The following is a 21448-nucleotide window of genomic DNA, read 5'->3' on the forward strand; positions in this document are numbered from 1 at the left end:
GAAGGTCTCGTCACATTCCTCGTCGGGGAGCGTCGGCGTCCGCGCCGCGATCTCGGCGGCCTGCGGCCGCTTGCCGCAGATACGGGTTGGTGGCGCGCTCCTGGCCGATGGTCGTCTGGGGGCCGTGGCCGGACAGCACCACGGTCGAGTCGTCGAGCGGCAGGCACACGCGGGCCAGCGAGTCGACCATCTCGGCCATGTCGCCGCCGGGCAGGTCGGTGCGTCCGATGGAGCCGGCGAAGAGCAGGTCGCCCGAGAAGAAGACCGGCGGAATGTCCGCCGCCTCGGGCAGCCCGAAGGTCACCGACCCCTTCGTATGGCCCGGCGCGTGCGCGACGGACAGCTCCAGACCCGCCAGTTCCAGCTTCGCGCCGTCGGTGAGCTCATGGACGTCGTCCGGCTCCCCCACGGTCAGCTCCCCCATCAGCGGCATCCCGATGGAACGCCCGAGCGCCTTCTCGGGGTCGCTCATCATGAACCGGTCCTCGGGGTGGATCCAGGCCGGTACGTCGTGCGCGCCGCACACCGGGACGACCGAGGCCACATGGTCGATGTGGCCGTGGGTGAGGACGACGGCCACGGGCCTGAGCCGATGCTTCTTCAGCGTCTCCGCGACTTGCTGGGCGGCCTGGTGGCCGGGGTCGATGATCACGCACTCCTCACCGGCGGCGGGGGCGACGAGATAACAGTTCGTCCCCCAGGCCCCGGCGGGGAACCCGGCAATGAGCACGATCGTCCTTCGTTGTGTCGATTCGGGTGGGCTTCAGGACGGTTACGCCTGTGGTCAGAGCCTACCGGCGCTGCCGATTCCTCAGCGAACCCATATACGGTACGGGGCACACGCAGGCAGTCGGCTCACAAGACGCACGCGCCCAGTCGACGCATGAGACGCATGAGGAGAGAACCCGGTGGTCACCCAGGAACAGCGGAAGCGTCAGCTCGCCCGGGAGAAGTTCTTGCGCCAGCAGCAGCGGCGTACGGCCGCGCGGCGCAAGGCGCGCATGCGCAACTCGGTGATCGCGTCGGTGCTCGGCGTGGTTCTGGTGGGCAGTCTGGCCCTGTACACGTCCGGGGTCCTCAAGGAGGACGACAAGGCCGGCGCGAGCTCCGAGACGACGCCGAGCGCCGCGCCGTCCAAGGCGCCGGACCCGTGCGAGAAGCCCGCGGCAGGCAAGGTCAAGACGGCCACCTGGAAGAAGGAGCCGGCGGTCACCATCGACAAGTCGGCCAAGTACACGATGAAGCTCGCCACGACGTGCGGCGACATAGACCTCGCGCTGAAGGCGTCGGCGGCACCGCACACCGTGAACTCCTTCGACTTCCTCGCGGGCAAGGGGTTCTTCGACCACACCAAGTGCCACCGGCTCACCACCGAGGGCATCTACGTGCTGCAGTGCGGCGACCCGACGGGCAGTGGCAGCGGCGGTCCCGGCTACACGATCCCGGACGAGAACCTGAAGGACAAAAGCCTCAAGAGCAACATCTACCCGGCGGGCACCGTCGCGATGGCGAACACCGGCAAGGCGCACACCGGCGGCAGCCAGTTCTTCCTCGTCTACCAGGACAGTCAGCTCCCGCCGAGCTACACACCGTTCGGCACGGTGTCCGAATCCGGCATGAAGGTCCTCAAGAAGATCGCGACCGCGGGTGCCCAGGCCGCGGACCCCACGACGGGCAATACGGCACCCAACGCGACTGTCGTGATCAACAAGGCAACTGTCACCAAATCCTGACCGCCAGCTGCGAAATTTCGGTCGCGCGGGATGCGGACAGGCAACCCGCCGGTCGCCTATGTTGGCCGTGACGAAACTGTGGACGATGCCCGGGGGTGCTGAGGCCCTCCGCAGGCATCATGTGGAGGAGGCGCTGTGAGCAGCGACCCGTGGGGCCGCGTCGACGAGACGGGGACCGTGTACGTGCGTACGGCCGACGGTGAGCAGGTCGTCGGTTCCTGGCAGGCAGGCTCCCCCGAGGAAGCACTGGCCTACTTCGAGCGCAAGTACGAGGGCCTGGTTGTCGAGATCGGCCTCCTCGAGAAGCGAGTGAAGACCACCGACCTGTCCGCGAAGGACGCGCAGGCGGCCATCGACCACATCCGCGAGCAGGTCGACGCGCATCACGCGGTCGGCGACCTGGCCGCCCTGCGGGTCCGGCTGGACAAGCTCGTGGAGACCGTCGAGAAGCGCCGCGAGGAGCGCAAGCAGCAGCGCGCGAAGCAGTCGGACGAGGCCCGGCACTCCAAGGAGGCGCTGGTCGCCGAGGCCGAGGAGCTCGCGCAGTCCGACCAGTGGCGGGCGGCGGGTGAGCGGCTGCGGTCCCTGGTGGACACCTGGAAGGGGCTGCCGCGCCTGGACCGCAAGTCGGACGACGAGCTGTGGCACCGCTTCTCGCACGCCCGCTCGGCGTTCTCCAAGCGCCGCAAGGCCCACTTCGCGTCGCTGGACGCGCAGCGCGAGGAGGCCCGCAGGACCAAGGAGCGCCTGGTCGCGGAGGCCGAGTCGCTGTCCGGTTCGACGGACTGGGGCCCCACGGCCGCCCGCTACCGCGACCTGATGTCCGAGTGGAAAGCGGCCGGCCGCGCCCAGCGCGAGCACGAGGACGACCTGTGGAACCGCTTCCGCGGTGCCCAGGACGTCTTCTTCGCCGCCCGCAGCTCGGTCTTCGCGGAGCGGGACGCCGAGCAGGCGGAGAACCTGAAGCTGAAGGAGGAGCTGGCCGAGGAGGCCGAGAAGCTCCTGCCGATCGGGGAGCTGAAGGGTGCCCGGGCCACGTTCCGCTCGATCAACGAGCGCTGGGAGGCCATCGGCCATGTGCCGCGGGACGCCCGGCCGAAGGTCGAGGGCCGGATGCACGCCGTCGAGCGGGCCATCCAGGAGGCCGAGGAGACGGAGTGGCGCCGGACGAACCCGGAGGCACGCGCGCGTGCCGAGGGTCTGACGGGCCAGCTGCAGGCGGCCGTGGACAAGCTGACGGGCCAGATCGAACAGGCACGCGCCCAGGGCAACAACGCCAGGGCCGACAAACTCCAGCGTGAGCTGGACGGCCGCCAGGCACTTCTGGACCAGGCGCTGAAGGGTCTGCACGAGTTCGGCGGCTGACGTCCCGGACGGACATCGGAAAGGGGCTCCCGTACTTCGGTACGGGAGCCCCTTCTCCTTCGCTCTGCGTGTCTGACGACCGCCCTGCGTGCCCTACGACCGCCCTGCGTGCCCTACGACCGGCTGCGCGCCGATGTCACCCGGTACACGTCGTACACGCCCTCGACACCCCTGACCGCCTTCAGGACGTGCCCGAGGTGCTTGGGGTCGCCCATCTCGAAGGTGAAGCGGGAGGTCGCGACGCGGTCGCGGGAGGTCTGCACGGCCGCAGAGAGGATGTTGACGTGCTGGTCGGACAGGACGCGCGTGACGTCCGACAGGAGCCGGGAGCGGTCCAGGGCCTCTACCTGGATGGCGACCAGGAAGACCGAGGACTGCGTCGGCGCCCACTCGACCTCGAGGATGCGCTCGGGCTCGCGGGACAGTGAGTCCACGTTCACGCAGTCGTTGCGGTGAACCGATACGCCACTGCCCCGGGTGACGAACCCGATGATGGGGTCGCCGGGGACGGGCGTACAACAGCGGGCGAGCTTGACCCACACGTCGTCGACGCCCTTGACCACGACACCCGGGTCGTTGTTGCTGCGCCGCTTGCGGCCACGACCGCGGGACGGCGGGACGGACTCGTCGATCTCCTCGGTGGCCGCCTCCTCGCCGCCGAGCGCCTGGACGAGCTTCTGCACGACGTTCTGCGCGGAGACATGGCCCTCGCCGATCGCCGCGTACAGCGCGGAGATGTCCGGGTAGCGCATCTCATGGGCGAGCGTCACGAGGGAGTCGCCGGTCAGGATGCGCTGGATCGGCAGGTTCTGTTTGCGCATCGCGCGGACGATCGCGTCCTTGCCCTGCTCGATCGCCTCGTCGCGGCGCTCCTTGGAGAACCACGCCCGGATCTTGTTGCGGGCACGTGGCGACTTCACGAAGTTCAGCCAGTCCCGGGACGGGCCCGCGCCGGCCGCCTTGGACGTGAAGACCTCCACCAGGTCGCCGTTGTCCAGGGTCGATTCCAGCGGTACGAGGCGTCCGTTGACGCGGGCTCCTATGGTGCGGTGCCCCACCTCTGTGTGCACCGCGTACGAGAAGTCCACGGGCGTGGCACCGGCGGGCAGCGCTATCACGTCGCCCTTCGGCGTGAAGACGAAGACCTCGTTGCGCGAGAGGTCGAAGCGGAGGGACTCCAGGAACTCGCCGGGGTCCTCGGTCTCCTTCTGCCAGTCGAGGAGTTGGCGCAGCCACGCCATGTCGTTGAGGTGGTCGTCCTTGCCGGTGGTCCTCGGCTGGTCCGAACGCACCTTGGAGGTGCCGGCGACGGCCTCCTGCTTGTACTTCCAGTGCGCGGCGATGCCGTACTCGGCGCGGCGGTGCATGTCGAACGTACGGATCTGGAGTTCGACCGGCTTGCCGTTGGGGCCGATGACCGTGGTGTGCAGCGACTGGTACATGTTGAACTTGGGCATCGCGATGTAGTCCTTGAACCGGCCCGGGACCGGGTTCCATCGCGCGTGCACGGTGCCGAGGGCCGCGTAACAGTCGCGGACCGTGTCGACAAGTACCCGAATACCCACCAGGTCGTAGATCTCCGCGAAGTCCCGGCCGCGGACGATCATCTTCTGGTAGACGCTGTAGTAGTGCTTGGGGCGGCCGGTGACGGTCGCCTTGATGCGGGCGGCGCGCAGGTCGGCCTGGACCTCGTCGGTCACCACGGCCAGGTACTCGTCACGCTTCGGTGCCCGCTCGGCCACCAGCCGTACGATCTCGTCGTACATCTTGGGGTAGAGGATCGCGAAGGCGAGGTCCTCCAGCTCCCACTTGATGGTGTTCATGCCCAGGCGATGAGCGAGCGGCGCGTAGATCTCCAGCGTCTCGCGCGCCTTCTTCTCCTGCTTCTCGCGCTTGAGGTAGCGCATGGTGCGCATGTTGTGCAGGCGGTCGGCGAGCTTGATGACCAGGACGCGCGGGTCCTTCGCCATGGCCACGACCATCTTGCGCACGGTCTCGGCCTGCGCGGCCTCGCCGAACTTGACCTTGTCCAGCTTGGTGACGCCGTCGACGAGCAGTGCGACCGAGTCACCGAAGTCGCGGCGGAGCTGGTCGAGGCCGTACTCGGTGTCCTCGACGGTGTCGTGCAACAGGCCGGCCATGAGGGTGGCCGGATCCATACCCAGCTCGGCGAGGATCGTCGTCACCGCGAGCGGGTGCGTGATGTAGGGGTCGCCGCTCTTGCGCTTCTGACCGCGGTGCCAGCGCTCCGCGACCTGGTAGGCCCTCTCGATCTGGCGCAGCGTCGACGTCTCGATCTTCGGGTCGTTGCTGCGCACTATCCGCAGCAGCGGCTCCAGTACCGGGTTGTACGGGTTGGAGCGCTGCACACCGAGACGGGCGAGGCGGGCGCGGACGCGGTTGGAGGAGCCGGATCGGGCGGGCTGGCCGGTGGCCGGGCGGACAGCGGGCGTGTTCACGGGGCGCTGCGACTCGGCCGGCTTGGGGCGTGGCTCCTCGGCCGGCTTCTCGACGGGCGCGGCCTGGGCGTGCTGGACCGGCCCACGGCTGTCGTTCGTCGCGCCGGGAGCGTTCGTCCCGTGCGGGGCGGGCTTCGCCGCGGGCGCCGAGCCGGGCTCGGGTTTGGCGGCGATAAGGGGCTGGGCCTCGTCTGGCAAGAGGACTCCTCGTGCGCGATCCGGGTCCCCCGGTCAGGCTCCGGAGACCCCATGGTAGCGATCCTGCGCCTCAGGATCGCCTTCAGGCCACTGTGAGGACCGTCTACCCGTGTAACGCGTGAGACGGGCGCCGGATTCCTCCGGGCCCGTCCCTGCGATGTCCTGCGCGTGGCTCTGGGTTGTCCACCTGGTGCTCGCGGTGCCTCACACCTTGAGCAGCGCCTCCAGCGGGGCGCCGGCGAGTGCCGGTTCCAGGCGGGCTCGGCCGCCCAGGAAACCCAGCTCCATGAGGACGGCGAGGCCCGCGACCTCGGCTCCCGCGCGCCGGATGAGCTGGATCGACGCCTCGGCGGTGCCGCCGGTGGCGAGGACGTCGTCGATCACCAGTACGCGATCGTCCGAGGAGAGGTCCTCCGCGTGCACCTCGATCTCGGCGGAGCCGTACTCGAGGTCGTACGCCTGGCCGAGGGTCGCTCCGGGGAGCTTGCCCGCCTTGCGTACGGGGACGAAGCCGAGACCGGAGCGGACGGCGACCGGGGCGCCCAGGATGAAGCCGCGGGCCTCCAGGCCGACGATCTTCGAGGCGCCGGTGCTCACGGCGATGTCCGCGAGGGCGTCGGTGAGCGCGGTGAACGCCGCCGGGTCCGCCAGGAGCGGTGTGATGTCCTTGAACATCACACCCGGCTCCGGGTAGTCGGCCACGTCACGGATGCGGCTGAGCAGGAGCTCCTCGATGTCGGTCACCGGCGCTTCCCCGAAGGACGGCCGCGGCCCCGGTTCCGGGACGCGGGCTGGCTGCGGGGGCCGACCACCGCGTGAGCGGCGTCGCCGTCCTCCGGCTCGCCGCCGAGCGGCTCGTCGCTGACGCGGGCGTCCGCGGACTCGCCCTGTGCGACGGCCTGGGCGCGCTTGGCGAGGACGCGCTTCTTGAGGGCCTTGATCTGCGGCTCGCGCTCCTTGAGGTCGGCGACGAGCGGCGTGGCGATGAAGATCGACGAGTACGCGCCGGCCGCGAGGCCGACGAACAGCGACAGCGAGATGTCGTTCAGCATGCCGGCGCCGAGGAAACCGCCGCCGATGAACAGCAGGCCGCCCACCGGCAGCAGTGCCACCACGGTGGTGTTGATGGAGCGGACCAGGGTGCTGTTGATCGAGCGGTTGGCGATGTCGCTGTAGGTCCAGCGGGTCTGCTTGGTGATGTCCTTGGTCTGTTCCTTGAGACTGTCGAAGACGACGACCGTGTCGTAGAGCGAATAACCGAGGATCGTGAGCAGACCGATCACGGTGCCGGGCGTGACCTCGAAGCCGACGAGGGCGTAGATGCCGACCGTGATGGTGATGTCGTGGATCAGCGCGACGAACGCGGCGATCGCCATGCGCCATTCGAAGGCGATCGCCAGATAGATCACGACGAGGACCAGGAAGATCGCGAGGCCCTGCCACGCCTTGTTGGCGATCTGTTCGCCCCAGCTGGGGCCGACCAGCTCCGCGGTGACGTCCTTCTCGGAGACCTTGAGCTCGCGGGCCAGTTCCGTCGAGACCTGGTCGGCCTTTCCGGTGTCGATGCCCGCGACCTGGATCCGCAGGCTGCCGTTGCCGAGCTTCTGGACGATGGCGTCGTGACCGGACGCCTCCTCCGCGTACGTCTCGGCCTGGGCGACCGAGACGGCCGTGTTCTTCGGGGTGGTGAAGACGGCACCGCCCTGGAACTCGATGCCCATGTTCAGCCCGCGCACCGCGAGGCCGACGATGGCCACGATGGTGATCAGGATCGAGATGCCGTACCAGATCTTGCGGTTGCCGACGAAGTCGTAGCCGACCTCGCCACGGTGCAGTCGGGCGCCGAGGTTGCCGAGCTTCGACATCTCACGCCTCCTTCGGGTCGACAGGGCCGGCGGCGGGGGGAGAGGGACGGCGCGTGCGGCGCAGCGGCGGCTTGGCACCCAGTGCCTTCGGGTCGAGGCCGGACCACTTGTGGCCGTTCGCGAAGAACTTCCTGCGGGCGAGGAGCGTCATCAACGGCTTGGTGAAGAGGAAGACGACCACCACGTCGAGCACGGTCGTCAGGCCGAGCGTGAAGGCGAAGCCCTGGACCTTGCCGACGGTGACGATGAACAGCACCGCGGCGGCGAGGAAGGACACGAAGTCGGAGACCAGGATGGTGCGCCGGGCGCGCGGCCAGGCCCGCTCGACCGCGGGACGCAGCGTACGGCCCTCGCGGATCTCGTCACGGACGCGTTCGAAGTACACGATGAACGAGTCCGCCGTGATGCCGATCGCGACGATGGCACCACACACGGCCGGCAGGTTCAGCGCGAAGTTGATGGTCGGGCCGAGCAGCGCCATGATCACGTACGTCAGTATGGCGGAGACCAGCAGCGAGGGAATCGCGATGACCGAGAGCCCGCGGTAGAAGATCAGCAGGTAGAGGACGACCAGCGCGAGGCCGATGGCGCCCGCGATCAGACCGGCGTGCAGCTGCTCGCCACCGAGCGCGGCGGTCACCGAGGTGACGCTGTCCTCCTTGAAGGTCAGCGGCAGGGCGCCGTACGACAGCATGTTGGCGAGGCTCTGGGCCGAGTCCTGGTCGAAGTTGCCGGAGATCTCCGCGCTGCCGCCGGTCAGGGCCTGCTTGACGAACGGGTCGGAGACGACGTCGCCGTCCAGGACGATCGCGAACTGGTTCTGCGGGGACTGGTTCTGGGCCAGCTTGCCGGTGATGTCGGCGAACTTCTTGGACCCCTTGCCCGTGAAGTCCATGGTGACGGTCCAGCCGGCGCCGGTCGTGGTGTTCAGGACCGCGTCGGCCTTCTTCACGTCCGTGCCGTCGACCTCGGCGGGACCGAGGACGTACTTCTGCCACTGGCCCTGCGAGTTCTGGCCGCAGGCCACGACCGGGTCGGTGGCCGAGGTGCCCTTGCCGGCGTCGGCGCGGGCCTTCTTCTTGGTGCAGTCCAGCGCGGCGTACTGCGCCTGGAGCTTGCTGGTCTCGGGAGAGGTGCTGGCGCTTGCCGGCGGGGAGCCGCTCGGGGAGCCCGAGGTGCCGCCCGAGGGCGTGGCATCGGCCTTCAGGGCGTCGGTGACCGCACGGCCCTGCGAGGTGGAGCTCACGGACGGGGAGGCGGAGCTGTCGGGGGACGAGGTGTTCGTCTTGTCCGTCGCCTTGTCCGTCGCCTTGTCAGTGGCCTTGTCACCGCCCGAGGCGCTGCTGGACGCGCTCGGCGACGGGCTGGCCGTGGCGGCGGCGCCGGAGACCTCGGTGGCGATGACCGGCCGGAAGTAGAGCTTGGCGGTGGTGCCGACCTGATCCCGGGCTTCCTTGGAGTTCGTGCCCTTGGGGATGTTGACGATGATGTTCGCGTTGCCCTGGGTCTGAACCTCGGCCTCCGAGACACCAAGACCATTGACACGGCGGTTCATGATGTCGACCGCGGTGTCCATGTTGGTCTTGTTGATCGCGGATCCCTTACCGGGCTCGGCGACCGCCCGCAGCGTGATGCTCGTACCACCGGCGAGGTCGATGCCGAGCCGCGGGGTGGTGTGCCCGGACCAGAACATTCCTCCGGTGAGCGCCACGATGGCGATCAGGATCAGGGCCAGCGAGCGCCCCGGCCTGCTCTGGGCACTCGCGTTGCGGCCCCTCTTGGGTGCTGCCACCTTCTCGTACTCCCTCTCGGGCCGCCTCGCGCCGGATCAGCGGGCGAGCGGCCATGACATGGTGTCGGGATCCCGTGCGAGCCGCGCAGGTCCGGGGCGTGCGGAGTCGGCCCGCGCGCCTCGGAGTGCGCCTACTTCGCCTCGGAGTCGCCGCCGGTCTTCTTCGGCTCCTCGTCCGTCTTCGCCTCGGCGGCCTCAGCCTCGGTCTCGGCCTCGGCCTTGATGCCGGTCTCGGCCTTCGAACCGGACTCGGCCGGAGCGTCGGCGGGCTCCTCGGCCGTGTCCTTCTTGCCGAGGTCGACGGACTTGTCGTCGGAAGCTGCGGCGTCGGCGGCGGGCTCGTCGGTCTCGGTGAGGGAGGAGGCGTCGTCCGGGACGGCGTCGGGGTCGGACTTCAGGTCGTGCTCGATGCCGTGGACGATGCGGTTGTACTCGTCGTCCGTCAGGACGGCACCGATCGAGTTCTTCGCGAAGAGGAGGTCGACGCCCGGACCGGCGTCGACGAGGACCGTGTCCTCATTGACCTCCTTCACCGTTGCGTACATGCCCCCGATGGTGCGGACGCCGCTGCCGGGCTGCATTTCGTTCCGCATGTTCGCGGCCGCCTGCTGCTTCTTCTTGGCGGAGCGGGTCATCAGGAACATGGCCCCGATGAGCACGATGAACGGGAGGAGGGTCACGAGACTCACGGGTCGGTACTTCCTTCACGCGACCGCGATGCTGAGCGGCCTGATGGTTGGGGGTGTGTGCGCCGCCGACAAAGGCGGCATCGGCGGAGTCTAAGCGAGTCCGCGCGCATGGAACAACGCTCAGCATGGCACCCGGGTTCCTGCTCCGGCCAATGTGCGCGCCGTGACCGCTCCGTCACGTCCTGAACAGGTCCTGTTGTCCGTTTCCTGTGCCCGCCTGGCGAGGCGGGGTGAGGCCGAGGTGGGCCCATGCGGCGGGCGTGGCGACCCGGCCGCGCGGGGTGCGGGCGAGCAGTCCCTCACGGACGAGGAAGGGTTCGGCGACCTCTTCCACGGTCTCACGTTCCTCCCCCACCGCGACGGCGAGCGTGGACAGGCCCACAGGTCCGCCGCCGAAGAGCTTGAGCAGTGCCTGCAGGACCGCGCGGTCGAGACGGTCGAGGCCGCGGGCGTCGACCTCGTAGACCTTCAGCGCGGCCCCCGCGATGTCGCGCGTGATGATCCCGTCGGCCTTGACCTGGGCGTAGTCCCGGACACGGCGCAGCAGCCGGTTGGCGATACGGGGGGTGCCGCGGGAACGGCCGGCGATCTCGGCGGCGCCGTCGGTCCCGATCTCCAGGTCGAGCAGGCCCGCCGAGCGGTGGATGACGCGCTCCAGTTCGACGGGTTCGTAGAACTCCATATGCGCGGTGAAGCCGAAGCGGTCGCGCAGCGGAGGCGGCAGCAGGCCCGCGCGCGTGGTGGCGCCGACGAGGGTGAAGGGCGGCAGTTCGAGGGGGATCGCGGTGGCGCCGGGGCCCTTGCCGACGATGACGTCGACACGGAAGTCCTCCATCGCCATGTAGAGCATCTCCTCGGCGGGCCGGGACATGCGGTGGATCTCGTCGAGGAAGAGGACCTCGCCCTCCTGGAGGGAGGACAGGATCGCCGCGAGGTCACCGGCGTGCTGGATGGCGGGGCCGCTGGTGATGCGGATCGGGGCGTTCATCTCGGCCGCGATGATCATCGACAGGGTGGTCTTGCCGAGGCCGGGGGCTCCGGAGAGGAGCACGTGGTCGGCGGTGGCGCCGCGCGCGCGTGCGGCGCGCAGGACGAGGTCGAGCTGCTCGCGGACCTTCTCCTGGCCGATGAACTCGTCCAGGTCCTTGGGGCGGAGGGCGGCCTCGACGGCCTGGTCCTCGCGGTCGGCGACAGAGCCCACTAGCCGCTCGGAGGCGGTCTCATCGGTCGTGTCGTCCCAGTTCATGTGTCCCTCGGTCTCGTGCGGGCGCGGGTGGTTCTAGCGAGCTCGGTTCAGTGTCTGGAGTGCGGCCTTCAGTAGCTGTCCGACCTGGGGCGTGCCCTCGGCGGCCTCGGCCTGGGGCGCCACGGCGGATACGGCCTCGTCGGCCTCGCGGGTCGCGTAGCCGAGGCCGATCAGAGCGGCGTGCAGCTGGTCGCGCCAACCGCTGGTGACCGCCGTACCGACGGCGGGAGCACCGAGGGGCTCGCCGAGACGGTCCTTGAGCTCCAGCAGGAGTTTCTGGGCACCCTTCTTGCCGATGCCGGGAACGGCCATCAGCGACTTCTCGTCACCGCTCGCGACGGCCCGGCGCAGGGCGTCCGGCGCATGCACGGCGAGCATCGCCTGGGCGAGCCTCGGTCCCACCCCGCTCGCCGTCTGCAGCAGTACGAAGGTCTGGCGCTCGTCGTCGTCCGCGAAGCCGTACAGAGTCAGCGAGTCCTCCCGTACGACGAGGGAGGTGGCGAGCTTGGCGGGCTGGCCGATCCGGAGCGTGGACAGCGTGTTCGGCGTGCACTGGACTGCCATGCCGACGCCGCCGACCTCGACCACCGCCGCGTCGGGAGCGAGTGCGGCGACCGTGCCACTGACGAAGGCGATCATGACGTGCGGCCTTTCGATGAGACCGGTGCGGTGCGGGCGACCGGTGCTTTGGTGGCGTGCAGGGCGACGGCCTGCTGAAGTCGGTTCTGGGCGGGGGCCCGCCAGATGTGGCAGATCGCCAGGGCGAGGGCGTCGGCGGCGTCGGCCGGTCTGGGCAGTGCGTCGAGCCGCAGCAGACGCGTGACCATCGCACCGACCTGCGCCTTGTCGGCGCGCCCGCTGCCGGTCACGGCGGCCTTGACCTCACTGGGGGTGTGCAGGGCCACGGGGATCCCACGGCGGGCGGCGCACAGCATGGCGACGGCGCTCGCCTGGGCGGTGCCCATCACGGTCCGGACGTTGTGCTGGCTGAACACCCGCTCCACGGCGACGAATTCGGGACGGTGCTCGTCCAGCCACCGCTCGATGCCCTGCTCCACGGCGACGAGCCGCTGCCCCAACTCGGCGTCGGACGGAGTCCGTACGACACCGACACCGAGCATGGTGAGCGGCCGTCCGGGAACGCCTTCCACCACACCGACACCACATCGGGTCAGTCCCGGGTCAACCCCCAGTACGCGCACCCGCCCCTCCTTCGATCGCCTGTTTGTGCAGGCTATCCGGTGCCACCGACAACGCGACGGGCCGACGGGTGTGTCCCGTCGGCCCGTTGAGCCGGTACAGCCGCGGCAGCGCTACGCGTCGACCTTCTCCATGACCTCGTCGCTGACGTCGAAGTTGGCGAACACGTTCTGCACGTCGTCGCTGTCCTCGAGCGCGTCGATCAGCTTGAAGATCTTCTTGGCGCCCTCCTCGTCCAGCTCGACCTGCATGGTCGGGACGAAGTTGGCGTCGGCGGAGTCGTAGTCGATCCCCGCGTCCTGGAGGGCGGTGCGGACCGCGACCAGGTCGGTGGCCTCGCTGAGCACCTCGAAGGACTCACCGAGGTCATTGACCTCCTCGGCGCCCGCGTCCAGGACGGCGGTGAGGACGTCGTCCTCGGTCAGCTCGCCCTTGGGGACGATGACGACGCCCTTGCGGTTGAAGAGGTACGACACCGAGCCGGGGTCGGCCATGGAACCGCCGTTGCGGGTCATGGCGACACGCACGTCGGAGGCGGCGCGGTTGCGGTTGTCGGTGAGGCACTCGATGAGCACGGCGACGCCGTTCGGGCCGTACCCCTCGTACATGATGGTCTCGTAGTCGGCGCCACCGGCCTCGAGGCCACCGCCGCGCTTGATGGCGGAGTCGATGTTCTTGTTCGGAACCGACGACTTCTTCGCCTTCTGCACGGCGTCGTACAGCGTCGGATTGCCTTCGAGGTCCACACCGCCCATGCGCGCCGCGACCTCGATGTTCTTGATCAGCTTCGCGAAGAGCTTGCCGCGCTTGGCGTCGATCACGGCCTTCTTGTGCTTCGTCGTGGCCCATTTAGAGTGGCCGGACATCTGCCTGTCTCCTTCGCGTAACCCATCCAGATACGAACGCCAGAGATCCTACAAGGACTCCGCTGCCCTGTCGGCGCGCACCATGTCGACGAACAGCGAGTGCACGCGGTGGTCGCCGGTCAGTTCCGGGTGGAACGACGTGGCGAGCGCGTTGCCCTGGCGGACCGCGACGATGTGACCGCCGTGCTCGGCGAGCACCTCGGCCTCGGCGCCGACGGACTCCACCCAGGGGGCGCGGATGAACACGCCCTCTACAGGATGGCCCTCGATTCCCCGGACGTCGACAGCCGCCTCGAAGGACTCGTTCTGCCGTCCGAAGGCGTTGCGGCGCACGATCATGTCGATGCCGCCGATCGTTTCCTGGCCCGAGCGCGGATCGAGGATCTTGTCGGCGAGCATGATCATGCCGGCGCAGGTGCCGTAGACGGGCATACCGGCGCGCACGCGCGCGCGGAGGGACTCCATCACGCCGAACAGGACGGCCAGCTTGGAGATGGTGGTGGACTCGCCGCCGGGGACGACCAGGCCGTCCACCTCGGCGATCTCCTCGGGACGCCGCACCGGCCTGGCCACGGCGTCGGCCGCGGCCAGGGCGATGAGGTGCTCCCGTACGTCGCCCTGGAGAGCCAGGACGCCTATGACAGGGGCTTCGTTGCTCATGGGGTGGGTTACCAGCCCCGGTTGGCGTAGCGCTCGGACTCGGGGAGGGTGTCGCAGTTGATGCCGACCATGGCCTCGCCGAGGTTGCGGGACGCGTCCGCGATGATCTTCGGGTCGTCGTAGAAGGTGGTCGCCTTGACGATGGCGGCGGCGCGCTTGGCCGGGTCGCCGGACTTGAAGATGCCGGAGCCGACGAACACGCCCTCGGCACCGAGCTGGCGCATGAGCGCGGCGTCGGCCGGGGTGGCGACGCCGCCGGCGGAGAACAGCACGACCGGGAGCTTGCCGAGCTGGGCGACCTCCTTGACGATCTCGTACGGGGCGCGCAGGTCCTTGGCGGCGGCGTACAGCTCGTTGTTGTCGTAGCCGCGCAGGCGGGCGATCTCGTTCTTGATCTGGCGCAGGTGGCGGACGGCCTCGACGACGTTGCCGGTGCCGGCCTCGCCCTTGGAGCGGATCATCGCGGCGCCCTCGGCAATGCGGCGCAGGGCCTCGCCCAGGTTGGTGGCACCACAGACGAAGGGGGTGGTGAACGCCCACTTGTCCGAGTGGTTGACCTCGTCGGCCGGGGTCAGGACCTCGGACTCGTCGATGTAGTCGACGCCGAGAGACTGAAGGACCTGGGCCTCGACGAAGTGGCCGATGCGGGACTTGGCCATGACCGGGATGGAGACGGCCTCGATGATCCCCTCGATCATGTCCGGGTCGGACATACGGGCGACTCCGCCGTCCTTGCGGATGTCGGCGGGGACGCGCTCCAGGGCCATGACGGCGACGGCGCCCGCGTCCTCGGCGATCTTCGCCTGCTCCGGCGTGACGACGTCCATGATCACGCCACCCTTGAGCTGCTCGGCCATGCCGCGCTTCACGCGCGCGGTGCCGGTCTCGGGAGACTGGTTGTCGGAAAGCGTGGTGGACACGGGTGACCTCACTCGGTGAAAGAGGGTGAATGCAGCACCGAGGAAACGTGAGAGGACCAGGCCACAGCAAGGGCCAATGGGAAGGCGGTGGATCGTTTTCCGGCCGGGTGGCCCGCCTCAGTGGCCTAGGAAGGCCGATCGGCCAGCGCCGCGGGCGACTCGTCGTCCATCTCGAACGCCATCGGGAACGGCGCGTGTCCCGCCAGCCGGAACCAGCGCACCTTGCGGTGCCGGCGCAGGGCCCGGGCCGCGCGTACGGAGTCGTTGTGGAAGCGCCGGGCCATCGGCACGCGGCGTACCGCCTCGGTCAGTTCCCGGGCGGCCTCCTCTCCCCCTGGCGCCTCACGCACCGCCTCCACCTGCGGTGTCTCGGCGAACACGGCCCGCAGGGCCTGGCTGAGCTCGCTCTCGGCCACCTCCCGCGCTTCTTCCTCGGCCTGCCGGGCGGCGTGGGCTGCCTCGTACAGGACGATCGACGCGGCCGGATCGAGCACTCCGGAGGTGGCCAGTTCCTGGGTCACCGAGGCGCGGCGCAGCAACTGGGCGTCCAGCGCGGCGCGCGACGCGTCGATCCGGGCGTGCAGCCGGTCGAGGCGGCCCGCGGTCCAGCTCAGATACAGCCCGATGGCGAACAGGGCTACCGCGATCCAGATGAGTGTCGACGTCACGGGCCGCAAGGCTACCCGTGCCCGGCGGCACCTCGCGCGGAGCCGGGGGCCGGCATCGAGCTACCGGGCTCCGCACCCCGCGCCACCGGTGTCCGGCCCGTCGGCGCGGCTCCCCGCGCCTGAGCCCTGCCGCAGTCCCGTACCAGCCGCGCCTCAGTCCCGCCGTAGTTCCGTCGGGACCACTGCCGACACTCCAGCGCTCGTACCGCTGAGGGCCGCTGTCCGCTCGGTTCGGCCTAGGAGACAGCCCAGCTCGCCGGCCCCGCCTCAGTCCCGCGCCAGCCCGAGTCGCGCCCGCAGGCCGGGGCCCCGCTCGTCGTCCTCCGCGGCGACCGCAGCCGCCCCGGCCGTCACCGTCTCGTACACGGAGAGGATGTCCGCACCGACCGTCGACCAGTCGAACCGCCGCACGTGCGCACTCCCCCGCTCGCGCAGCTCGGTCCGTCGCTCCGGGTCGCCGAGGAGTCGCACGGCGGCCCGGGCGAGCGCGTCCGCGTCCTCGTTGGCGAACAGTTCGCCCGCCGCGCCCTGATCCAGCACCTGGGCGAAGGCGTCCAGGTCGGAGGCGAGCACCGGGGCGCCCGCCGACATCGCCTCGACCAGGATGATGCCGAAGCTCTCGCCGCCGGTGTTGGGAGCGACGTACACGTCGACACTGCGCAGGAAGCGGGCCTTGTCCTCGTCGCTGACCATGCCGAGGAACTCCACGCGCGAGCGGAGTTCGACGGGCAGCGACCTGACCGCCTCCTCCTCGTCGCCGCGCCCGGCGACCAGCAGCCGGGTCCGCGGGCGCTCGGCGAGGATCTGCGGCAGTGCCTTCATCAGTACCGGCAGGCCCTTGCGGGGCTCGTCGATGCGGCCCATGAAGCCGATCGTGTCGCCCTGCCATTCGGCCTTGGGCTCGGCCTTGGCGAAGTAGTCGACGTCGACGCCGTTGGGGATCACCACCGCGTCGCCGCCGAGATGCTCGACCAGCGTGCGGCGGGCGTACTCGCTCACCGCGATCCGGGCGCTGATCTTCTCCAGCGCGGCCTGCAGGATCGAGTACGCGGCGATCATCGCCCGGGAGCGGGGGTTGGAGGTGTGGAAGGTGGCGACGATCGGGCCCTGCGCGGCCCAGCAGGCCAGCAGGCCGAGCGAGGGCGAGGTGGGCTCGTGGATGTGGATGACGTCGAACCGGCCGTCGTGCAGCCAGCGCCGCACCCGGGCCGCCGACAGGAAACCGAAGTTCAGCCGGGCCACCGAGCCGTTGTACGGCACCGGAACCGCGCGGCCGGCCGAGACGACGTACGGCGGCAGCGGGGTGTCGTCATCGGCCGGTGCGAGGACGGACACCTCGTGGCCGAGACGGATGAAGTACTCGGCGAGATCACGGATGTGGAACTGAACGCCACCCGGCACGTCCCAGGAGTACGGACAGACGATGCCGATTCTCACGGGGTCCCCTTCTCGGGAGCCGAGGGGCCGGCGGCGGAATCCGCGCCGGGACCGGCGACCGGATCGTCAGCGGGGTCGGTCGGGCGCCCGGCCGAGGGTGCCTTCGCGGGGTCGAGATCAGCGAGCCACAGTCGCTGGAGCATGTGCCAGTCCTCCGGATGGTCGGCGATCCCTTCGGCGAAGGCGTCGGCCAGCGCCTGTGCCATGACAGACGTCTTCTTCGCCCGGGTACCTGTCCCGGGCACCTCGATCGGGGGATACACCCGGCCCCGCATGACCGGAGAGTCGTCGTACCAGAGCGTCACCGGCAGCAGCAGCGCGCCGGTCTGCTGGGCGAGCAGCGCCGGGCCCGCCGGGATCCGGGTGGTCTCGCCGAAGAACTCGACCTCCACGCCGGAGGACGAGAGGTCCCTTTCGGCGACCAGGCAGACCAGGCCGCCCTCCCGCAGCCGCCGGGCCAGCATGCCGAAGGCGGTGCCGCCGCTGTGCGGCAGGACCTCCATGCCGAGGCCCTCGCGATAGGCGACGAAACGGTCGTACAGCGTCTCCGGCTTGAGGCGTTCGGCCACGGTGGTGAAGGGGGTCCCGAGCTTGGTGGTGACCCAGGCGCCGGCGAGGTCCCAGTTGGCCATGTGCGGCAGCGCGAGGATGACGCCCCTGCCGGACGCGAGTCCGTCGGTGAGGTGGTGCACGTCCTTGGGGTCGAAGCCGCCCTTGACACGCTCAGCGCTCCAGGCGGGCAGCCGGAAGGACTCCATCCAGTAACGCAGGTACGAGCGCATGCCCGCACGGGACAGTTCGGCCAGGCGCTCGGGGCTCGCGTCGGGCACCACACGCGCGTAGTTGCTCTCCAGGCGCTGTACGCCCTTGCCGCGCCGCTTCCAGGCCAGGTCGGCGATGCTTTGGCCCAGGCGCACGGCGACCGGCTCGGGGAGCTTCTTGACCACTCCCCAGCCGAGGCCGTACAGCGCGTCGGTGACCCGCTCCTGGGCGCTCACTTCGCCGCCTCGCTCCCCTGCGTCTCCTGCTTCTTCTGCTTCTTCTGCTTCTCCTGTGTCCCCTGCTCCCGGGCGGCCGCCTCCTCCGCCTCGGCGGACTCCCGGCGGACCGTCACGACCCGCTGGATCAGCGTGACCAGGCTACCGACGGCGACGATCCACAGGGCGACGGGCAGCAGGTACTGGATGCCGGGCACACCGAACTTGTGCAGGCCCGCGAGACCGGCCGCGACCAGGGAGATCACCAGCCGCTCGGCCCGCTCGACGAGCCCGTTCACGGCGACCGGCAGGCCGATGGACTCGCCGCGTGCCTTGGTGTACGACACCACCTGGCCGCTCGCCAGGCAGAAGATCGAGACCGCGCACAGGACGTTGTCGTCGCCACCTCCCGCGTACCAGAGGGCGAAGCCGCCGAAGACCGCGCTGTCGGCGACCCGGTCGAGCGTGGAGTCCAGGAAGGCGCCCCAGCGGCTGGAGCGGCCGAGCTGGCGGGCCATGTTTCCGTCGACGAGGTCCGAGAACACGAAGAGCGTGATCACGATCGTGCCCCAGAAGAGCTCGCCCCTGGGATAGAAGACCAGCGCCCCCGCGACCACCCCGGCCGTGCCGAGAAGCGTGACCGTGTCGGGGCTGACGCCCCGCCGGATGAGAAACGCGGCGAACGGTGTGAGGACACGCGTGAAGAATGCACGCGCGTACTTGTTCAGCATGGCCTTCCCGACGGTCGGTGTGGCCGAGCGGCCCCTGCTGGCCACCGGCTGGCCCATCGTAGCCACGCGCGCGCGTGAGTGACGGGCGGGCACTGTCGGTCCCGTGTCACGGCAGGGCGGCAGCGAGGGCACGGACGGGATCCCGCTCCCGGGTCCGGCCCTTGGCGATCGCGTCCGCCGTATGGACGCACCGTGACGGGAGTGGAAAGCTCGAAGGACACCGCGGGCGTCGCCGGAGCCGCCACTGCACGCGGATCCCGCGTGTCCGCGCCCACAGTGACCTCACCGTGCACGGGAGGCAAGGCCATGGGCGACAAGGCGAACACACACACCGGAGCCGCCGGCAGGGCGACAGCGGCCGACCAACCCGCGTCCGTACGGAATGTGGTGCTGGTCGGCCACTCCGGTTCGGGCAAGACGACGTTGGTGGAGGCTCTCGCGCTGACGGCGGGAGCGGTGAACCGGGCGGGCCGCGTGGAGGACGGCGGCACCGTCTCCGACTACGACGAGATCGAGCACCGGCAGCAGCGCTCGGTGCAGCTCTCGCTCGTACCCGTCGAATGGGGCGGATACAAGATCAATCTTCTGGACACACCCGGATACGCCGACTTCGTCGGAGAACTCAGGGCCGGTCTGCGAGCGGCGGACGCGGCCCTTTTCGTCGTCTCCGCCTCGGACGGAGTGGACGGCTCGACCCGCATGGTCTGGGAGGAGTGCGCGGCCGTCGGCATGCCGCGGGCGATCGTGGTCACGCATCTGGAATCCGCCCGGGCGGACTTCGAGGGGATGACACGGATCTGCGCGGAGGCCTTCGGCCGCGACGACCCGGACGCCGTACTGCCGCTGTACCTGCCGCTGCGCGGCCCGCAGGCACCGGACGGGCACGCGCCGGTGACCGGGCTGATCGGGCTGCTGTCCCAGAAGCTGTTCGACTACGCCTCCGGGGAGCGCGAGGTGTCCGAGCCGGTCGAGGGCCAGCTGCCGCTGATCGAGGAGGCCCGCAACCGGCTGATCGAGGGGATCATCTCGGAGAGCGAGGACGAGACCCTCATGGACCGCTATCTCGGCGGCGAGCAGGTCGATGTCAAGACGCTGATCGAGGACCTGGAGCGGGCCGTCGCGCGCGGTGTCTTCTTCCCGGTCCTGGCCGCCGCCCCCGCGGCCGAGGGCGCCCGGGCGGGGCTCGGCACGGTCGAGCTCCTCGAACTGATCACCGGTGGCTTCCCGACCCCGCTGGAGCGGGAGGCCCCCCGGGTCACCACGGTGGACGGCGAGCCGCGCCTGCTGAAGCTGTGCGATCCGAACGGGCCGCTGGCCGCGGAGGTCGTGAAGACCTCGTCCGACCCCTACGTCGGCCGGGTCTCACTGGTGCGGGTCTTCTCGGGCACGCTGCGTCCGGACCAGACCGTTCATGTCTCCGGGCACGGGCTCACCGACCGCGGGCACGAGGACCACGACGTCGACGAGCGGATCGGCGCCCTGTCCGCGCCGTTCGGGAAACAGCAGCGGGCGCTGACCCACTGCATCGCCGGTGATCTCGCGTGCGTGGCGAAGCTGAGCCGCGCGGAGACCGGGGACACGCTCTCGGCCAAGGACGATCCGCTGCTCATGGAGCCCTGGGAGATGCCGGACCCGCTGCTGCCGCTCGCCATCCAGGCGCACAGCAAGGCCGACGAGGACAAGCTCTCGCAGGGCCTGTCCCGGCTGGTCGCCGAGGACCCGACCATGCGGCTGGAGCACAACCAGGACACCCATCAGGTGGTGCTGTGGTGCCTGGGTGAGGCGCACGCCGATGTCGCGCTGGAGCGGCTGCGCACCCGCTACGGGGTCCAGGTCGACGTCGTCCCGCACCGGGTCTCCCTGCGGGAGACGTTCGCGGACAGGTCGGCGGGGCGCGGCCGGCACGTGAAGCAGTCCGGCGGGCACGGGCAGTTCGCCATCTGCGAGATCGAGGTGGAGCCGCTGCCGGGCGGATCCGGCATCGAGTTCGTCGACAAGGTGGTCGGCGGGGCGGTGCCGCGCCAGTTCATCCCGTCCGTGGAGAAGGGCATCAGGGCCCAGGCCGCCAAGGGGGTCGCGGCGTCCCACCCGCTCATCGACGTCCGGGTCACCCTGCTGGACGGCAAGGCGCACTCCGTGGACTCCTCCGACGCCGCGTTCCAGACGGCGGGCGCACTGGCCCTGCGGGAGGCCGCGGCCGACGCGAGGATACATCTGCTGGAACCGGTCGCCGAGGTGAGCGTGCTGGTCGGCGACGACTACGTGGGCGCCGTGATGAGCGACCTGTCGGGGCGGCGCGGCCGGGTGCTGGGCACGGAACAGACCAGTGGTGGACGGACCTTGGTCAGGGCCGAGGTGCCGGAGATCGAGATCGGCCGGTACGCCGTCGATCTGCGCTCCCTGTCCCACGGCACGGCCCGGTTCAGCCGTACGTACGCGCGGCACGAGCCGATGCCGGCCCAGATCGCCGAACGGATCCGCGAAGAGGTGGGCAGCGCCTCGTAGTTGGCGACAGGCCCCAGACGTGCCGTTTATGGAACGGTCCCCTCCGTGTAGACGGGCGGCTTCGGCCGTCCGTCGACGGATATGGGCCCTTGCCCACCGAATGTCGGCACCTGCGGATACGCTGATGACCTGATCAA

General features: G+C 69.9%; 19 protein-coding genes. 3 read left to right on the forward strand and 16 right to left on the reverse strand.

The features are described from left to right. Nucleotides 1-10: 10 nt before the first annotated feature. Nucleotides 11-730 carry an MBL fold metallo-hydrolase gene (locus tag OHA64_RS09015; protein ID WP_405610542.1) on the reverse strand — a complete coding sequence of 240 codons (720 nt, stop codon included), beginning with the start codon at nt 728-730 and terminating at the stop codon, nt 11-13. A gap of 178 nt (nt 731-908) precedes the next feature. On the opposite strand from OHA64_RS09015, the gene OHA64_RS09020 reads away from it, so the two are divergent. Both OHA64_RS09020 and OHA64_RS09025 read left to right on the forward strand, forming a co-directional pair. Continuing rightward, nucleotides 909-1733, forward strand: a complete 825-nt coding sequence (locus tag OHA64_RS09020; protein WP_405610545.1) for a peptidylprolyl isomerase — start codon at nt 909-911, stop codon at nt 1731-1733. Nucleotides 1734-1868: 135 nt separating this feature from the next. Then, nucleotides 1869-3098, forward strand: coding sequence for a DUF349 domain-containing protein (locus tag OHA64_RS09025; protein ID WP_405610548.1), 1230 nt, complete (start codon nt 1869-1871; stop codon nt 3096-3098). A gap of 113 nt (nt 3099-3211) precedes the next feature. Here the strand turns inward: OHA64_RS09025 and OHA64_RS09030 are convergent, their stop codons facing one another. From OHA64_RS09030 to pgsA, 15 genes are all read right to left on the reverse strand, one after another. Continuing rightward, nucleotides 3212-5755, reverse strand: coding sequence for a RelA/SpoT family protein (locus OHA64_RS09030; RefSeq protein ID WP_405610551.1), 2544 nt, complete (start codon nt 5753-5755; stop codon nt 3212-3214). A gap of 204 nt (nt 5756-5959) precedes the next feature. Further along, nucleotides 5960-6499, reverse strand: a complete 540-nt coding sequence (locus OHA64_RS09035; protein ID WP_405610554.1) for an adenine phosphoribosyltransferase — start codon at nt 6497-6499, stop codon at nt 5960-5962. Then, on the reverse strand, nt 6496-7620 hold the full coding sequence (secF, locus tag OHA64_RS09040) for a protein translocase subunit SecF (protein WP_405610557.1): 1125 nt from the start codon (nt 7618-7620) through the stop codon (nt 6496-6498). Before secF ends, OHA64_RS09035 begins: the two co-directional genes overlap by 4 nt. Before the next feature lies 1 nt (nt 7621). Further along, entirely contained in the window at nt 7622-9412 is a 1791-nt protein-coding gene (secD, locus tag OHA64_RS09045) for a protein translocase subunit SecD (RefSeq protein ID WP_405610560.1), read from the reverse strand. 131 nt (nt 9413-9543) lie between these two features. Further along, nucleotides 9544-10101, reverse strand: a complete 558-nt coding sequence (gene yajC, locus OHA64_RS09050; RefSeq protein ID WP_405610563.1) for a preprotein translocase subunit YajC — start codon at nt 10099-10101, stop codon at nt 9544-9546. 175 nt (nt 10102-10276) lie between these two features. Then, a complete protein-coding gene (ruvB, locus tag OHA64_RS09055) occupies nt 10277-11347 on the reverse strand; it encodes a Holliday junction branch migration DNA helicase RuvB (protein ID WP_405610566.1) in 1071 nt (356 codons plus the stop codon). Nucleotides 11348-11380: 33 nt separating this feature from the next. After that, nucleotides 11381-11986 (reverse strand): Holliday junction branch migration protein RuvA, encoded by a 606-nt coding sequence (gene ruvA / locus OHA64_RS09060; protein WP_405610569.1) that lies wholly within the window; start codon nt 11984-11986, stop codon nt 11381-11383. Further along, the gene (gene ruvC / locus OHA64_RS09065) at nt 11983-12549 is read right to left on the reverse strand and encodes a crossover junction endodeoxyribonuclease RuvC (RefSeq protein WP_405610572.1); all 567 of its coding nucleotides are present in this window, start codon (nt 12547-12549) and stop codon (nt 11983-11985) included. The genes ruvA and ruvC overlap by 4 nt, the downstream gene beginning before the upstream one ends. Nucleotides 12550-12660: 111 nt before the next feature. Further along, a complete protein-coding gene (locus OHA64_RS09070; protein WP_356776621.1) occupies nt 12661-13413 on the reverse strand; it encodes a YebC/PmpR family DNA-binding transcriptional regulator in 753 nt (250 codons plus the stop codon). A gap of 48 nt (nt 13414-13461) precedes the next feature. Continuing rightward, nucleotides 13462-14073: a pyridoxal 5'-phosphate synthase glutaminase subunit PdxT gene (gene pdxT / locus OHA64_RS09075; RefSeq protein ID WP_405610575.1), complete on the reverse strand. Its 612-nt coding sequence runs from the start codon at nt 14071-14073 to the stop codon at nt 13462-13464. Nucleotides 14074-14081: 8 nt separating this feature from the next. Next, a complete protein-coding gene (gene pdxS, locus OHA64_RS09080) occupies nt 14082-14993 on the reverse strand; it encodes a pyridoxal 5'-phosphate synthase lyase subunit PdxS (protein ID WP_405610578.1) in 912 nt (303 codons plus the stop codon). Between the two features lie 125 nt (nt 14994-15118). Beyond that, nucleotides 15119-15661, reverse strand: coding sequence for a hypothetical protein (locus OHA64_RS09085; RefSeq protein WP_405610581.1), 543 nt, complete (start codon nt 15659-15661; stop codon nt 15119-15121). Nucleotides 15662-15928: 267 nt separating this feature from the next. Beyond that, nucleotides 15929-17098: a glycosyltransferase family 4 protein gene (locus OHA64_RS09090; RefSeq protein WP_405610584.1), complete on the reverse strand. Its 1170-nt coding sequence runs from the start codon at nt 17096-17098 to the stop codon at nt 15929-15931. Then, nucleotides 17095-18096: a phosphatidylinositol mannoside acyltransferase gene (locus tag OHA64_RS09095; RefSeq protein ID WP_405610587.1), complete on the reverse strand. Its 1002-nt coding sequence runs from the start codon at nt 18094-18096 to the stop codon at nt 17095-17097. Before OHA64_RS09095 ends, OHA64_RS09090 begins: the two co-directional genes overlap by 4 nt. Beyond that, on the reverse strand, nt 18093-18863 hold the full coding sequence (gene pgsA / locus OHA64_RS09100; RefSeq protein ID WP_405623913.1) for a phosphatidylinositol phosphate synthase: 771 nt from the start codon (nt 18861-18863) through the stop codon (nt 18093-18095). Before pgsA ends, OHA64_RS09095 begins: the two co-directional genes overlap by 4 nt. 249 nt (nt 18864-19112) lie before the next feature. Here pgsA and OHA64_RS09105 point away from each other — a divergent pair, with 249 nt between their 5' ends. Next, a complete protein-coding gene (locus OHA64_RS09105) occupies nt 19113-21311 on the forward strand; it encodes an elongation factor G-like protein EF-G2 (protein ID WP_405610590.1) in 2199 nt (732 codons plus the stop codon). Nucleotides 21312-21448 lie beyond the last annotated feature (137 nt).

The organism is Streptomyces sp. NBC_00076 (assembly GCF_045041235.1).
Taxonomy (GTDB): domain Bacteria; phylum Actinomycetota; class Actinomycetes; order Streptomycetales; family Streptomycetaceae; genus Streptomyces.

What these genes read in the sequence shown, in the direction of transcription:
- secF (WP_405610557.1), bottom strand. Translation starts at nt 7,620, where the DNA reads ATGTCGAAGCTCGGCAACCTCGGCGCCCGACTGCACCGTGGCGAGGTC.
- ruvB (WP_405610566.1), bottom strand. Translation starts at nt 11,347, where the DNA reads ATGAACTGGGACGACACGACCGATGAGACCGCCTCCGAGCGGCTAGTG.
- ruvA (WP_405610569.1), bottom strand. Translation starts at nt 11,986, where the DNA reads ATGATCGCCTTCGTCAGTGGCACGGTCGCCGCACTCGCTCCCGACGCG.
- OHA64_RS09070 (WP_356776621.1), bottom strand. Translation starts at nt 13,413, where the DNA reads ATGTCCGGCCACTCTAAATGGGCCACGACGAAGCACAAGAAGGCCGTG.
- pdxT (WP_405610575.1), bottom strand. Translation starts at nt 14,073, where the DNA reads ATGAGCAACGAAGCCCCTGTCATAGGCGTCCTGGCTCTCCAGGGCGAC.
- pgsA (WP_405623913.1), bottom strand. Translation starts at nt 18,863, where the DNA reads ATGGGCCAGCCGGTGGCCAGCAGGGGCCGCTCGGCCACACCGACCGTC.
- OHA64_RS09105 (WP_405610590.1), top strand. Translation starts at nt 19,113, where the DNA reads ATGGGCGACAAGGCGAACACACACACCGGAGCCGCCGGCAGGGCGACA.